Annotated in this window: 13 protein-coding genes; 2 read left to right on the forward strand and 11 right to left on the reverse strand. The window is 50.4% G+C overall.

Translation table 11 applies throughout. The annotated features are described in order from the left end of the window. Positions 1-162: 162 nt before the first annotated feature. From sigE to ftsZ, 3 genes are all read right to left on the reverse strand, one after another. Positions 163-903, reverse strand: a complete 741-nt coding sequence (gene sigE, locus DWX59_RS16955) for an RNA polymerase sporulation sigma factor SigE (RefSeq protein ID WP_117560403.1) — start codon at positions 901-903, stop codon at positions 163-165. Between the two features lie 37 nt (positions 904-940). Then, positions 941-1,786 carry a sigma-E processing peptidase SpoIIGA gene (locus tag DWX59_RS16960; RefSeq protein ID WP_117560404.1) on the reverse strand — a complete coding sequence of 282 codons (846 nt, stop codon included), beginning with the start codon at positions 1,784-1,786 and terminating at the stop codon, positions 941-943. Between the two features lie 253 nt (positions 1,787-2,039). Beyond that, the gene (gene ftsZ, locus DWX59_RS16965) at positions 2,040-3,347 is read right to left on the reverse strand and encodes a cell division protein FtsZ (RefSeq protein ID WP_117560405.1); all 1,308 of its coding nucleotides are present in this window, start codon (positions 3,345-3,347) and stop codon (positions 2,040-2,042) included. A gap of 1,019 nt (positions 3,348-4,366) precedes the next feature. Here ftsZ and DWX59_RS16970 point away from each other — a divergent pair. Next, on the forward strand, positions 4,367-4,756 hold the full coding sequence (locus tag DWX59_RS16970) for a DUF11 domain-containing protein (protein WP_235845085.1): 390 nt from the start codon (positions 4,367-4,369) through the stop codon (positions 4,754-4,756). A 285-nt stretch (positions 4,757-5,041) separates the two neighbouring features. Further along, a complete protein-coding gene (locus DWX59_RS16975; RefSeq protein ID WP_117560407.1) occupies positions 5,042-5,218 on the forward strand; it encodes a (2Fe-2S)-binding protein in 177 nt (58 codons plus the stop codon). A gap of 45 nt (positions 5,219-5,263) precedes the next feature. Here the strand turns inward: DWX59_RS16975 and DWX59_RS16980 are convergent, their stop codons facing one another. The 8 genes from DWX59_RS16980 to DWX59_RS17015 form a co-directional block, all read right to left on the reverse strand. Then, positions 5,264-5,995: a cell division protein FtsQ/DivIB gene (locus tag DWX59_RS16980; RefSeq protein ID WP_117560408.1), complete on the reverse strand. Its 732-nt coding sequence runs from the start codon at positions 5,993-5,995 to the stop codon at positions 5,264-5,266. Positions 5,996-6,019: 24 nt separating this feature from the next. Next, the gene (gene murA, locus DWX59_RS16985) at positions 6,020-7,288 is read right to left on the reverse strand and encodes a UDP-N-acetylglucosamine 1-carboxyvinyltransferase (RefSeq protein ID WP_117560409.1); all 1,269 of its coding nucleotides are present in this window, start codon (positions 7,286-7,288) and stop codon (positions 6,020-6,022) included. Positions 7,289-7,370: 82 nt separating this feature from the next. Continuing rightward, positions 7,371-8,594 carry an FtsW/RodA/SpoVE family cell cycle protein gene (locus DWX59_RS16990; protein WP_117560410.1) on the reverse strand — a complete coding sequence of 408 codons (1,224 nt, stop codon included), beginning with the start codon at positions 8,592-8,594 and terminating at the stop codon, positions 7,371-7,373. A gap of 13 nt (positions 8,595-8,607) precedes the next feature. Next, on the reverse strand, positions 8,608-9,966 hold the full coding sequence (murD, locus tag DWX59_RS16995; protein WP_117560411.1) for a UDP-N-acetylmuramoyl-L-alanine--D-glutamate ligase: 1,359 nt from the start codon (positions 9,964-9,966) through the stop codon (positions 8,608-8,610). Between the two features lie 83 nt (positions 9,967-10,049). Then, positions 10,050-11,018 carry a phospho-N-acetylmuramoyl-pentapeptide-transferase gene (mraY, locus tag DWX59_RS17000; RefSeq protein ID WP_008724821.1) on the reverse strand — a complete coding sequence of 323 codons (969 nt, stop codon included), beginning with the start codon at positions 11,016-11,018 and terminating at the stop codon, positions 10,050-10,052. Positions 11,019-11,088: 70 nt separating this feature from the next. After that, on the reverse strand, positions 11,089-12,879 hold the full coding sequence (locus tag DWX59_RS17005; protein ID WP_117560412.1) for a peptidoglycan D,D-transpeptidase FtsI family protein: 1,791 nt from the start codon (positions 12,877-12,879) through the stop codon (positions 11,089-11,091). An 82-nt stretch (positions 12,880-12,961) separates the two neighbouring features. Then, positions 12,962-15,325, reverse strand: coding sequence for a peptidoglycan D,D-transpeptidase FtsI family protein (locus DWX59_RS17010; protein WP_235845086.1), 2,364 nt, complete (start codon positions 15,323-15,325; stop codon positions 12,962-12,964). Further along, a complete protein-coding gene (locus DWX59_RS17015; RefSeq protein ID WP_117560413.1) occupies positions 15,303-15,833 on the reverse strand; it encodes a septum formation initiator family protein in 531 nt (176 codons plus the stop codon). Before DWX59_RS17015 ends, DWX59_RS17010 begins: the two co-directional genes overlap by 23 nt. Positions 15,834-15,900 lie beyond the last annotated feature (67 nt).

Raw genomic sequence — 15,900 nt, forward strand, 5'->3', positions numbered from 1 at the left:
CGGTTCCCCCCGGCTGGACGCCCCGGCCTCCCCTGAAGGCGCGCTGCCATACATCGTCAGATATCCATACCTATAATTTAGCCCATTTTCCTCTCCATGACAAGTACCGGGCTGTAAAATCAGAAAAAAGAAAAAGCCAGCAACACGGCTGACTTTTCCATCCTATTCAAATCTTACAATTTCTTTTTTGAGGCGTTTCATGATTTTCTTTTCCAGTCTGGAAATATAAGATTGGGAAATGCCCAGTAAATCAGCCACCTCCTTCTGCGTCATCTCCTCCCCGTCCTCATTTGTAAGACCATACCTGAGTTCCACGATTTTGCGCTCTCTTGGGTTCAGCCGGCTGATTGCATTGTTCAGCAGGCTCTTCTCTATCTCATCCTCAATATCATGGTATATCACGTCCTCATCCGTCCCAAGAATATCCGAAAGCAGAAGTTCATTTCCATCCCAATCCACATTCAACGGTTCATCGATTGATACCTCCAGCCGTGTCTTGTTATTCCTTCTCAGATACATGAGTATCTCATTCTCAATACACCTGGACGCGTAGGTTGCCAGCTTGATGTTCTTATCCGGCTTAAAGGTGTTGATTGCCTTGATAAGGCCGATGGTTCCAATGGATATCAGATCCTCCACGCCTACGCTGGTATTATCAAATTTCTTTGCTATGTAAACCACCAGTCTCAGGTTGTGCTCAATCAGGGTTGACCTGGCGCCTTTGTCGTCTTCCCCTCCTAAAAGCCCTATCATCCTGCTCTCTTCCTCTGATTCAAGAGGCGGAGGGAGTATGTCAGCGCCCCCGATATAATGGACTTCGCCCTGCTTTGGCATGAGCACGGTCCTGAAACTTGGTACGGTCTTTAACTGAAAGCGGTTTGGTATGGATACTTTTATAATCATGGAAATGTCCTCCTGTACGTTGTAAGCTGCGTGTTATTTAGGTTCCTTCATCGGTTTTCTGTATCAATATCTGATACTCTCCTGAGGGAGACAAACCCTGCTTTGTGATGGCTATCAGAGGTTTTTCCAGGCAATAAACCCGGCCCTCCTGTTCCACCCTGATCCGGTCAATGAACACAGCCGGAAGCACTCCATGGCTGGTCCCTACGGACTGGTAAGGCACATATACCACACCCTTTACCGCCGGACACAGCCGGGTCATGAGCCCTGCTGTGGCAACGTGTACCGGCTGTCCGCTGACAGGTTCCCTCAGGCGGTTGCCTGTGTCAATTAATCCAGTAACTGTTTCTTCTCGTTCCCCGTATTTTAATATGACCCTGCAAAGGTCTTTTCTCCGTGCCATGGAACAGATAAGCCCCTTTATACCTCCTGAAAAGCCATAGCAGGCCAGTGCGGCCCCTATCATCATCAAAAGCCAGGCCATGACCGGGATTCCTGTATCCCTTCCGGCCTTCATGATCCTCCAGGCATAATATCCGGCCCGCGTATGCTCATACAGCACAAGCATCACACCTCCAAGCACCACGGATACAAGATAAATACCTGCCACGGATTTTACAACTTCCCTAAAGCTTTTGAGATGATAGGCAGCCACCGCCATAAGACTGCTCACTGCCACGTAGGTTCCCAGTATCTCCACAACAGGAGGAAGACCGGGAACCACACTCACCAGACAGGACCATATCCCGCCAATCACAGCCCCTGCAAACAGCCTGCTCTTGGTCGTCCTGTATGATAACACCCTGTTCAATATGGCCAGCACCACCATGTCCATGATGGTATTGACCGCAAATACCACGTCTATGTATACTGTATAAACCACTCAGCCCGGCCTCACCTCCCTGAAAAACTTTCTGAAAGCCATTATAGCTATTCTGAAGTACGAATGGTGTCGAAAGAACAGAGGAAGAGGGGAAAATTTATCGACAAAAATCGGCAGGGAGCAGTCTGCCAGTGAAATGACAGCCTGCTCCCTGTAACGGAACCTTGCACGGATCCTTTCGTTTATCCGGTTTTTATGACAACTGAAAAAAGGGCATGTATCCCTACATGCCCCTGCATACAATCAAGTTCTTTTATCTCCTATTCTTCAGGAAATCCGGTATATTAATCTGCATCTCCTTATTAGCCGCCGGCCTAAAGGAATGTGTTGGGGCCGGATTCGGATTTGGGTTCTGATTCTGCGTATTACCTGCAGAATATCCCTGGTTCGGATTAAATTTCGGCGCAGTGTATCCACCCTGGCTTCCGGAACCAGCCGGATTATAGCTCGGGGTATATCCCTGGATAGGCCTGCTGTATGGCGTGGAAGCAGTTGCCGCTGCCTCAGGCGCTGCCGCATGAGGTACTGCTGCCGCAGAAGCCGCAGGGCTTGTCTTGCCCTTGAAGCTGGTAAAGCCCTTCATGGCAGTGGATACGGACGCATTGGCGCCGTGCTCGTCCAAACCGGTTGCAATCACGGTAATGGTGGCCTCATCCTGGGCATTCTCATCATACATGGCGCCAAATATGATATTGGCCTCATCCCCTGACAGCTCCTGAACATAGCTTGCAGCCTCATTGGCTTCAATCAGGCTGATATCGCCGGATATATTGATGATGACATGGCTTGCGCCTTCAATGGTGGTTTCTAACAGAGGACTGGACACTGCCTGCTTAACAGCCTCGATGGCCTTGTCGTCTCCCTTGGCCTTACCGATACCGATGTGGGCGATTCCCTTGTCAATCATGACGGTCTGTACATCAGCAAAATCCAGGTTGATTAAGCCGGGAACATTAATCAGGTCTGTAATTCCCTGTACTGCCTGCTGAAGCACCTCATCTGCCTTCTTAAGCGCATCCGGCATGGTGGTACGCCTGTCCACAATCTCAAGGAGCCTGTCATTGGGAATCACAATTAAGGTATCGACACTGTTCTTCAGATTCTCGATACCTTCAAGAGCATTGCTCATACGCGTCTTAGCTTCAAAACGGAACGGTTTGGTAACAACGCCAACCGTAAGGATACCCATATCCTTTGCAATCTTGGCAACCACCGGAGCAGCGCCCGTACCGGTACCGCCTCCCATGCCGCAGGTTACGAACACCATGTCCGCTCCCTTAAGGGCCTGTGAAATCTCTTCTGAACTTTCCTCAGCTGCCTTCTCACCAATGTCAGGTCTGGCGCCTGCGCCTAAACCCTTGGTCAGCTTCTCGCCAATCTGCATGGCAGTAGGTGCCTTACAAAACTGAAGGGCCTGCTTATCGGTATTAACACCAATAAACTCCACCCCCGCAATGTTCTCATCAATCATACGGTTCACTGCGTTGTTGCCTGCACCGCCCACTCCCACTACTATAATCCTGGCGGCGTTGTCCGACTCATTTATCTTAATCTCTAACAAGATTCATATCCTCCTTTTATTCCCATACTGCCATTTTAAGCCAAGCCTGTACTTCTATTATCATATCAATTTCTCTTTGATTTCTGGTCTAACTAATACTATATTTGATTTTACAAAAAATATCAATAGCTTTTTTAATAAAAATTATATTTCAGCTAATTCCTTCTACTTCTTGCTTTTACGGCATGGCCTGTAAATTTGCAGGCGCTTTCATGCAGCCTTCACAGCTCCCGAACATATGTTCCGTATTTCCAATGGTTTCTGGTTACCCGCTCTTAAACCACCGCGCTTATGATTGTCTTAATCTCCCACTGCATCATGGCATGAGTAACATTTAATATTAATATCTCCATGTTCCCAATGAATATCCGTCTCTTTCAGGTCCATGGCCTCTGCAACCCTATGCCCAGAGCATGCAATACCCATTATATGGGGCATGTCTATATTTTGGCGGCTTACATACATTATATTATGAAGGAACTGATTTTTTCCAGTCCGCTGTAATAAACAATCTGCTTCTGTTTTTTAGGGAAAAAACCAACCATTTCAGATAAAGCCAATACTATGTCTTCATTATCATTTTTATCCAAACCAAGGTTTCCGTATAGCGGAACCGCCTGAATATATCTCCCACCTGCCTCCTCTTACATTTTCCCATATACAGGATGCCGACCGCCGGTTCTGCTGAATCTTCTCGGTACAGTTATATGATGTACCTGTCTATGAATACTATATCCAATCTTAGGGATTTCAACAACATCCATATATTTCTGCGCCTCTTCCTCATAGAGGACAGAATCCGCATCACTCATGGACATTGTACCAGATTCAAGAAGGGATGACAACATTTGTTTCAGCTTTCATCTCCCCTTTAAATCAGAGGATGGGAATGAATGTTCAAACACACCCTGGGCCACTTCCATTTTTCATAAAATATGAATCTCCTTTTTAAGGCCCAAACCATATCGTAACACTCTGTCCTTGTCCGCATATATTATATTAACTTTCAAATAAGCGAGGTGAATAAATTGGCTATTATAAATAAACTTGACAATACTGCCAGCGTCACATATGGCGGGAATCCAATCAACAGCAACTCTGTCTCGACTGTCCTGCTCCTCCAGCCCACATTGCTTAAGACGGTTGATAAACTGACCGCCAGTATCGGCGATACTTTAACCTATACCATTACAGTGACCAATGTCAGCTTAAATGCTTTAACGAATTTACCATTTACAGATACCATTCCAACCGGCGCCACATTTGTAACCGGATCCTTTACGGTTAATGGTACTGCTGCCACGCCCACAGTTACGAATAATACCCTGACCTACACCATCCCCAACATTGCATCACTTGGGACAGCCAGTGTACAGTTTCAAGTTAAAGTTGTCGGAGGTACCACCTGATCATTATCAAAAAGTATTGTATTACCAATACCCTGACACGATGTTTATCTTTCAGATTGTTCTGTTTCGCTACCGGACTAAATGTTATGTGAGATGGTCTGATTTCAATATTTTCAGTAATACAACATCCACAAACTCATATCTTTTATTTGACTGCTCTCCATAGACAGACAGCCGGGGGAGCAGTTTGGATAATATCTTCCCCATTACCTTTTGAATCCAACACCTTACCTCGTATAAATAATAAGGAAATACGTATACTAGCATCATTAGGAGGTGTATACCATGGATTTAAACGAAACTATCTGTTTTTGTAATGACGTAACAGCCGGCATGATAAAGGATGCAGTCGATTCCAGTGCTAAAACCTTAGAAGATGTACAGGCTGCCACCGGAGCAGGTACCGTATGTGGCGGATGTCTTGATAATATACAAGCAATCATTGATGAATTAACTTCATAATATTCCAATCATGCCCATCTGATTCTTCCGCAGATGGGCATTTTTTCATTTTCTTTTAAAAGTAATCCCTGCCCTGCTGTCTGCTTCCGAATAATTTTCCAGCCGCATGGTCCCGCTTATCTGGGTCAGCTGGGGCTGGGCTGCCAGGATGTCGCTGAGTGTGGAAATCTTGCCGTCAATATCCGTATTGCTGCCCAGGGTGACCTCCATCTGGCCAATGAACAGGGTAGCCTGTCCATGGGCATCATACTGTATCCTGTCCACTGCAATCTTATATGAGGACAGCTGCTGGGTCAGGTTCAGTATCTCCTCGAAGATCTCCTTATCATCCACAGGAAGGGCCCTGTGAAGTACAATCTGTCCAAAATCCAGCCCTGTAACCCATGGAACCCCGTCCAGCTGGCTGCTGGAGCTCTCCACCACGATTCCGTCCTTGTCAAAATACATGTAGCTGCTCATGTAGGAAACATATCCCACAATACTCTTTTCATATATAATGATTTCCACATTGAAGGGTCCGTGGAACACCACCTTGTAATCCTCCACAAAGGGAATCTGGCGGTGCGGGCGGAACCTGTCCGTAAAATACGCATAGGCCGAGTTCTTTCCCCATCTGCCGGAAAACAGGAATTCCTCCATCTGAGAAGCGTTATACCGTTTGCTTCCCGTGACCGTGATATTCTGTATATGCACAGACAGAAGCAGGATTGCCGCAAGCAATATGATTGTTACGGCAATTCCCGCTCCCATGTGATGTTTTCTCAAAAAATTCCTCATGCAGTACCTCACCTGGTTATGATTTTATTTATCCAGCCACCTGATATCAGCGCCAAGAGCCGCCATATCCCGGCATATATCCTCATACCCCCGCTCAATATGTTGGCAGTCATTGATAAGGGTTTCCCCCTCTGCTGCCAGGGCCGCCACTGCCAGGGCTGCCCCGCCCCTTAAATCAGAGGCATATACGCTTGCACCTTTTAAAGGATAGCTGCCTTTAATCACCGCCCGCTGTCCCTCTGTCTCCACCGCGGCCCCCATCTGCACCAGGGCTTTTGCCGTGGCAAACCTTCCCTCGAACACCTGCTCCACAATGGTGCTGGTTCCCTGTCCCGATGCCAGGAACGCCATGTAAGGGGACTGAAGGTCCGTTGGGAATTCCGGATATGGACCAGTCTTTATGTCCAGGGGCAGGGGGCGTTTCTTCATCTCAATGCGGATCTGCCTGCAGCAGCTGTCCTTTTGGATGGATGCGCCTGAACGTTTAAGCATCTCCAATGGAAGTTCCAGCTCTGCCGCCCGCACCTCTTTCAAGGTAATGCTTCCCATTGCAGCCATGACGGCCGCCGCGTAGGTTCCGGCCACTATCCTGTCCCCTTCCACACGGAAGCTGCTGTCATGAAGTTCCTCCACGCCCTGTATCATCAGATGGTCCGTGCCCATACCGCAGATAACCGCCCCCATGTTATTGAGGAAGCGGCACAGCTGGCTGATTTCCGGCTCCTTGGCAGCGCCATGAATCACCGTGACCTCCTTTGCCAGCACCGAGGCCAGGATAGCCTGCTCCGTTGCGCCCACACTTGGATAGGGGAGATGGATTTCCGTGCCCTTAAGTCCCTGGGCATCCCTGCACCTGGCTTCAATCAGCCCGTCATGCTCTTTTATCTCGGCTCCCAGGGCCTGCAGGGCCATCAGATGAAGGTCTATGGGGCGCGCGCCGATGAGACATCCGCCCGGATAACAGCTCCTTCCTTCGCCCATCCGGCCCAGCAGCGCGCTGAGCACCACAATGGAGGAACGCATGGCCGTTACATACGTTTCCGGAATACTGGTCCCGGTGATATGGCGGGCGTCGATGACAAGGCAGTCGCCTTTGTGGCAGCATCTGGCTCCCAGATACTCCAGTATGTCCACCATACAGGCCACGTCCCGGATGACCGGTACATTGGTCAGGACCGTAATACCTCTGTGAAGCAGCGCGGCTGCCGCCATGGGCAGGACTGCGTTTTTAGAACCTTGTATGGATATCTCCCCTTCCAAGGGAGTAAGACCAAAAACCTGAATAACAGACAATAGGGGCACCTCCTGGTATATATGCCTTCCGCAGAAAACACGATCTACTTTAAGCATATGCCGGGACGCGCCCCCTTGTGCGTCACTTTTCCAATTTAATCTGATTGGACACGCTCAGGACAATCCCCATCTCCATGAGCAGGAACAGGACCGACGTGCCCCCGTAACTGATAAAGGGCAGCGTGATGCCTGTATTGGGAATGGTATTGGTGACAACCGCAATGTTCAGTATGACCTGGATGGCGATATGTCCCATGACACCGACCACCAAAAGGGCTCCGAACAGGTCGGGGGCATTGTTGGCAATGAGCATGAACCTGTATATCATGAACAGGAAGATCAGGATGATGGATACTGCCCCGAACAGCCCCAGTTCCTCACATATGATGGCAAAAATCATATCGTTCTGGGACTCCGGAAGGAAGCCCAGCTTCTGGATGCTCTCCCCCAGCCCCTGTCCCACCAGGCCGCCCGATCCAATGGCATACAGTCCCTGAAGCACCTGGAAGCCCTTGTCCGTGGGGTCCGACTCAGGGTTCAGCCACGCCTCGATCCGACGGAACTGGTATGGCTGAAGGAGCTTGATGGTCATCAGGAACTTTCCGATGGGCCCTGCAAAGGCCAGGGTCCCAAGACCCAGGGCCCCAAGGGTGAAAAAGGGCCATTTGACCTTACATGCCACAAAAAGCATGACAAAGGCAATACCGCAGACAATGATGCCTGAACTCAGGTTGTTCATAGCAACCAGACCCGCAATGGGCAGCGTCAGGGCCACGATATAGCCCATATTCTTCCATTTATTGATTTTCATACCCATGGTGGTAATCATGGCCGCCAGAAGCACGATCAGGGCAATCTTGACAAACTCCGTGGGCTGGAAACTGAAGGGGCCCAGGGGAAGCCAGCGCTTCTTGCCGTTTACCTCCTTGCCCACAAAGCTTACCGCTATCATGAGTATGTAGGACATCAGATAAGCTGCCACGGAAAACCTGGCAAATATATGGTAGTCTATCTTGGAAATGATAAGCATGCCCACGAATCCGGCTGCCGCAATCATGGCCTGACGTTCCATGAAGTATGCGCCGTTCCCCTTATAATTCAGCTGGGCCGAATAGGAACTGGCGCTGTAAATCATTACCAATCCAAAGGATGTCAGGAAAATGATGCAGAATAAAAGGCTGTAATCATAGAAATGTCTGGCCTTCTTTTTCTTCTTTGGCATCTGCTGTTCTCTTATGTCCTGTGTTCCGGCCGGGCGCCCTGCCTGTCTTTCCGGCCGGGCGGCCGTCTGCACCTTTCCCGCCATACGCAATTACCTCCTACAACGCCATGACGCACTCCTTAAAGACGCGCCCGCGCTCTTCATAATCCTTAAACATTCCCCAGCTTGCACAGGCCGGGCTGAGCAGTACATAATCGCCGATATCCGCATAAACCGCGCACACCTGCACCGCCTCCTGCATATCCTCCGCATACATGATTTCCGTGAATCCGTGCTTCTTGGCACACTCGGCAATCTTATCCCTGGTCTGTCCAATCAGGACAAGATAACGCACCTTTCCTTCAAACTCAGACACCCAGTCATCGTATTCGCTGTTCTTGTCGTAACCGCCTGCAATCAGCAGGGTTGGTCCCGGCATGGCCCGAAGCGCCTGTATGGCCGCATCCGGGTTGGTTCCCTTGGAGTCATTGTAATACCTGACCCCTGTCCTCTCGCGGACGAATTCAATCCTGTGCTCAACCGGGTTGAAGTTTTCCGCCACCCGGCCGATATCCGCCAGGGCAACGCCCATTAAAAAGCCAATGGCAGCCGCGGCCATTACATTTTCATAATTATGGCGGCCCAGGAGCTTCATGTCGCGGACGTTCACCAGGATGGTCTCACGCCCCTTCTGGCAGTATACGATGTTATCCCCGCTCATGCAGAAACCGTCAGCCAGCTTTTCCCGGCTGGAAAACCAGGTGACCTTTGGTTTAAGGTCCGGGTCCTGTCCAAATTCCCTTAACACCGGGTCATCGTAATTAAGCACCACCGAATCATCTTCTGTCTGGTTCAGGGTGATACATTCCTTAATGCGTGTATAGTTCTCCATGGTGCCGTGGCGGTTCAGATGGTCCGGGGTGATATTCAGTATTGCGCTTACATTTGGGCGGAAATCCATGATGGTCTCCAGCTGGAAACTGGATACCTCTGCCACGGTAACGGAATCCTCCGTCATCTCCAGCACCCTGGAGGTGTATGGGTCGCCGATATTGCCCACCACAAAGGTTTCCTCATATTTTGCTTTGAGGATTTCCCCTGTCAGGGCCGTTGTTGTTGTCTTGCCGTTGGTGCCTGTGATGGCTGCCAACCTTCCAAGGGAACACTGGTACGCCAGCTCTATCTCCCCGAGGATTGGAATCTTGGCATCGTCCACAACAGCCACAAAGGGGCTGTCAAGGGGTATGCCGGGACTGATGATGCAAAGCTCCACCCCCAGAAGGTCGGAGCGCTTTATCTCCCCAAGCACCACGCTGACCTTTGCCTCTTTATCAAATTTCGCCTTAATCTCTTCTTCCTTTAATGAGGCATTGCCGTCATAGAGCACTACCTCCCCGCCTCTGTCAAGCACGAGCCTGGCCGCCGCGGTTCCGCTCAGGCCTGTTCCTGCAACTAATACTTTCTGACTTTGGTTCATTTGTCAATTAACCTCCTTACATCTCCAATACGGTATGTGTCCGCATCCGGCCGGTAATGGCTTCTGGCGTCAATATGCCCAGGCTACAGTCCCAGATAGGCGACCATGCATAATATGGCAGTCACAATGGCAAATACGGCCACCACCCTGGTTTCCGACCATCCGCACAATTCAAAATGGTGGTGAATCGGCGCCATTTTAAAAATGCGCTTTCCTCCGGTGCGTTTAAAGTACGTAACCTGTATGATTACAGACAGGACCTCCACAAGGTAAATCAGGCCGATGATCGGGATGAACAGGGGCATGCGCATCATATAAGCCGAAGCCGCCACAAAACCGCCCAGGGCCAGGGACCCCGTATCCCCCATAAATACCTTGGCCGGATACACATTGAACAAAAGGAATCCCAGAAGGCTTCCCACCACGGCGCCTGTCATGGGACTGATGCCCATATCCTCCCCAATTGCCACAATGGTAAGGAAGGTGGCAACCAGGATGGTGACGCTGGTACAAAGTCCGTCCAGTCCGTCTGTAAAATTCACCCCGTTATCCGTGCCCAGCACAATAAAGAACAGGGCAGGGATAAAAAGGATTCCCAGTGAAAGGAACTTACCCCCGTCAAACCCGCCTGTAAAGGGGATAAGCATATCCGTCCCCACCTCCCCGCTGTTTAACAGGTACCAGGCAAATATGCCTGTAATAACAAATTGTCCAACTAACTTCTGCATCGGCTTCAGGCCTTCGGAGCGCTTCATCACAATCTTGATATAGTCATCCAGGAACCCGATGATGCCGAATCCCACGGTCACGAACAGGACCGGAATGATCTTGGGATAACTGGGGATATAAAAGATAGATGTAATGATGATGCTGCACAGGATGATCAGCCCGCCCATGGTAGGCGTTCCCTGCTTTTTCAGATGTGTCTGCGGTCCGTCGTCCCTTACCTGCTGGCCGAATTTCAGCTTGTGCAGAAAAGGGATGATGATGGGACAAAGCAGTGCGCTGATGGCAAATGCAATAATGATAGCTAGTATGGTTTCATGAATCATAAGGGCACCTCAATCTCATATGTATGTCTTATTTGGTAATTAGTATACGTCTTTTTCCGGGAATAATCAACTATGGATTAGAAACGTGCACAGCAGTTTCTTCCTCTGTTGCCTGAATTCCCAGATAAGGAAGTATATTCTTAAATAAATCTCCAATGACCGGTGCAGCGATGGTACCGCCGTAATAAATCCCCTCCGGTTCATCAATTGTTATCAGGGCCATGACCTGCGGATTGTCCGCCGGGGCAAAGCCGATAAAAGACGAAATATATTTTTTAAGGCTTCTTGGAAGCTTTTCCGAGGTGGCTGTCTTACCCCCGATTTTATATCCTTCCAGTTTTGCTTTTTTACCGCTTCCTTCTGATACCACCTGTTCCAGCACATACCGCATGGTGGCGCTGGTCTCCTCGGAAAGGATACGCCCCTTGCTGGGGTATTTAAACCCATGGACCGAGGACTGGTCCGCGCTTACAGCCTCCACGCCGAAATGGGGCGTGACGCGGTTGCCTCCGTTGACAATGGAGGCCGCCGTTGTAATCAGCTGGACCGGCGTGATCTGGAAGGATTGGCCAAAGGATACCGTGGCCAGCTCCACAAGGCCCATGTTCTCCTTTTTGTGCATGATGGTGGCTGCCTCACCCGGCAGGTCGATGCCCGTCTTTCCCTTAAGGCCGAACTGGGTGAAATATTTATAGTATCCATCCACTCCCAGCCTCTGGCCCACGTCAATGAACACAGGGTTGCAGGAATTCATGGCTCCCTGGAGGAATGTCTCCGAACCATGTCCCCCCACCTTGTGGCACCGTATCTTCCGGTCTTCCACAACCCTGAAGCCAGGACAGGAAAACTGGTCCGTCAGCTTTACCACGCCGGATTCCAGCCCGGCCGCGGCCGTGATGATCTTAAAGGTGGAGCCAGGCTCATAGGTGTCATTGATGCAGGTGTTCCTCCACATCTGGTTCAGCTGCTCCTGCTTTTTGGACGCAGGCAGGTCAGCTGTCTGGGCAGCCATCTCCTGGAGGCTCTGGCTGCGCAGGTTCTGGTTCAGGGTAAAGGGGTCGTTGAGGTTGAACTCCGGTACGTTTACCATGGCCATCAGTTCGCCGTTCTGCGGATTCATGACAATAATGGACACCTTTTTTGCATTTTTTTTCTCCAGAACCTGGTAAGCCAGCTGCTCCGCGTATTTCTGTATATTGACATCCAGGCTTATGTGCAGGTCATTACCCGCAATCGGCTCTATCCGGTCCTCGGCAGCATTCTCAATCTCCACTCCCTTTGCGTCTGACATGGTGAGGATCTTGCCGTTCATTCCCTTCAGGTACTTTTCGTACTTTACCTCCAGACCGATGATGCCCTGGTTGTCGCCTCCGGTGAATCCCAGTACCTTGGACGCCAGACTGTCATAGGGATAATAACGCTTGTAATCTTCGTCCACTTTTACCCCGTCCAGCCGGTAGGCGCGGATTTTATCGCCCAGTTCTTTATCCACATTTGTCTTTATGATTTCCCTGGAACTGCGTTTCTCCACCCGCTTACGCACCAGCTCCTCATCCAGGCCCAGCTCACTGCAAAGGACCTGTATCACATGCTCCCGGTCCGTCACCTGGTTATAGATGACGGAAATCGTACACACCGTGCGGTTATCGGCAATGACCACCCCATTTGCATCAATGATACGGCCCCTGGCCGCCTTGATTGTACGCTCCCTCTGGTGCAGGTCCTCTGCCATTGCGCTGTAATGTCCGGAACGGAATATCATAAGATAAGCAAGCCGCCCTGAGAGACTCACCATGACAATGGCAATGAGCAGTGCAAGGACGGCTATATTCTTTCTGTGCTTTGTAAGGTTTGGATTCATGATTGTCTCCAGCGTCCATCATTGTTAATAATATATTGGGGCCGGTCTTATTTTATGAATCTTTCTATATGGTCTGTACCATTTACTGTGTTTTTTCCGTGCCCGCGGCCGTACTGTCCCGGGCCGCATCCTGGCCGCCCTGATCATCCTGGCCTTGGCTGCTGGGGGCAGACGTCCTTACCGGCTGGGTCCGGCCGGTATCCATGGGCGGTTCTTCTGAGCCGGACGGGTCTTTCGGGACCGCGTCCGGTACGCCGCTTCCGGCCCCGCCGTCATCCGGCACGTACTCGTCTGTTTCATATTGTTTTTCTGTTTCCTCCACTAATTCCCCCTGACCTTCGCCGCTTTCCTCTGTGCTTACTTCATTGATGCCCTCGGAAGATGGCAGGTTCTCCTGGATGGATCCGTCCTCGTCCAGGTCATTGGTTGGGAATATATTTAAATAAGGAAGTGTTTCTGTCATGATCTTTGAAAATACAGTACTGGCGTAGGAACTGTGGGCCTGCTCTTCCCCCGGGGGATAGTTGGGCGTATCAATCACCACATAGACAAATACCTGCGGATCCTCAATGGGCGCAAAGCCTGCAAAGGATACCAGGTAATTCTTGGCAGAACGCGGCTGTTTTTCCGCTGTTCCCGTCTTACCGCCCACATCGTATCCCGCCACCTGGGCCGCCTTTCCGGTACCCACCTCAACGGTCTGGAACATGGCCTCCTTAAGGAAGTCCGATGTGGACCTGGATACGGTTTCCCGCACCAGGACCGATTCCTTTTTCTCCACCACGGATCCCTGCTCATTCAGTATCTGTTTTACCACATGGGGTTCATAATAGGACCCCCCGTTGAGTACGGAGCAGAATGCAGCCGCCATCTGCACCATGGTGCAGTTATAGTTCTGCCCAAAGGCATTGGTGGCCAGATCCGTAGGTCCCATATCGTCCGCCGTATGCACAAGCCCGCTGGTATCTGCCTCGCCCGGCAGGTCTATGCCGGTCTTGTCGCCAAACCCGAAAATGGACTGGTATTTCGTAAAACGCTCCCTTCCAATCATGGCGCCCATACGCATCATGGCCACATTACAGGACTGCATCAATGATTCCTGTACGTCCAGCCACCCATGTCCGCCCCTGCGGTATGCCGTACACTTAATATCCCAATCCCCCACATGGAGGTAACCGGTACATTCAAAACTGTCGGTGGTCTTTATTACCCCTTCCTCCAAACCGGCTGCAACAGTAAATATCTTGGATGGGGATCCCGGTTCATAGGTATCGCTGACACAGAAATTCCTCCATATCTGGTTCCATGCCACCTGCTGTCCATAAGACAGTACCTCCTCACGGCTGTAATGGTCAAGGACCTGGTCCTCGGTGATGGTCTCCCCGTCATTTTCCCTTCTGTATACATGGGCTGCTTCCTTTTTGCCCAGAGCCATCAGGTCCTCCTGGGTGTATCCGCTTACATCCCTGGGATTATTAAGGTCAAACACGCTGCTGGTGCCCATGGCCAGTATCTCGCCGTTATTGGGATTCATGACAATGGCGGCCGTGACCTTGCTGCCCACGGTTGTCTGCCACTCATTGATATATTTCTGGACAATATTCTGGATGTTCACGTCAATGGTGCTTACCACGGTCTTGCCGTTGGTGGCGGACTTCACCACGCCCTCAAGATTGGAGTTCTCATCCAGATAACCGTACTCGCGCCCATTCACTCCAATCAGGCTGCTGTTATAGTACTGCTCAATCCCGCCGGTTCCCACGCTGCCGTCACTGCTGGTAAATCCAATCACGCTGCAGGCCATTGAGTTATAAGGGTAAATCCGCTTATATTCATCCTCAAACCAGACTCCCTTAACCCGCTTCCTGCCTTCCACCTCATCCTTGTTTTTGATGTAGGCATCGTTCTTCTCCTTTGCCAGCTGTTCAAACGCAGTCCTCTGGTCATAGGTGAGCTGCCGTCCCTTGCTGTACCTGAGATAAGCAGAATCCTTTTTTTCCTCTATCATGGCGCGCAGTTCCCCTGCGTCAAAGCCAAAGCTGGCCACCAGGGTTTCAATGGTCGGTTCCAGATAACGCTCCGGGGCAGACATGATCTGCCTTGGGTCAATAATCAGGTTATACACCTTCTCGCTGGTGGCCAGATAGGTCCCGTTCCTGTCCACGATATCCCCGCGCCTGTAGGGTATGACACGGCTTTCGTACTCCTGCTGCCTCTGTGTCAGCACGATTTTTTTGTACTGCTCATTGTTGTCCCTGATGATCCTGTAAAGCACCATTATTAATGCAAATAAAGCCAGCGTAATCACCAAAACGGTGATTGCCAGCTTTTCCTGCAGGTACTTGGGATAAAAATATTTGCCTTTCTGGTTATGTCCATCACGGCCGTTTCCATTTCCCTTGCCTTGGGAACGGCCGTTTCCATTAGTGTTCCGGGATGTCTTCATACTGTCTTACATACTCACTTTCTGTCTTATCATACAGCAGCACCTGGTTCTTCTTGGCATATACCATGCCCAGCTCCTTTGTCGCAATCTCATAAATCTTATTCAGGTCAATGCTGGTATTAATACTGGTTTCCAGGGCATCATTCTCCGCCTTAAGCTTCTCCAGGTGTGCCTCCATGGTCTCAATATGATGCATTCTTGCCGTAATGGATGACTGCAAATGGAGGTAATTGATGCAGAGGTATAAGGTAAACACTGACGCAATGGTAAGCATGATGACATATGGAAGGTCCATATACAATGCCCGTTCCTGATTGCGGCGTATCCGGTGGTTGTGCCGGACGGATTGGCTGCCTGCCGGTTTTCTTACCGGCCGCTGTGGTCTTGGGGCTTCCTGTGGTTTAAGCTGTGGTGCCGCCGAACCATACACATAATCATGTCTCTGTGCCGGCCTGCGGTTTGTCTGTGTGTGCGCGCGTCCTGCTGACGCCTGTCTTCTTGCAGCCATGGCCTTATATCCTCCCTTCTGTCATAATCTGGTCATCCTTTGTACGCATTGAGCACTTAGCATCTGT

The organism is Enterocloster aldenensis (assembly GCF_003434055.1).
In the GTDB taxonomy this organism is placed as follows: Bacteria; Bacillota; Clostridia; order Lachnospirales; family Lachnospiraceae; genus Enterocloster; species Enterocloster aldenensis.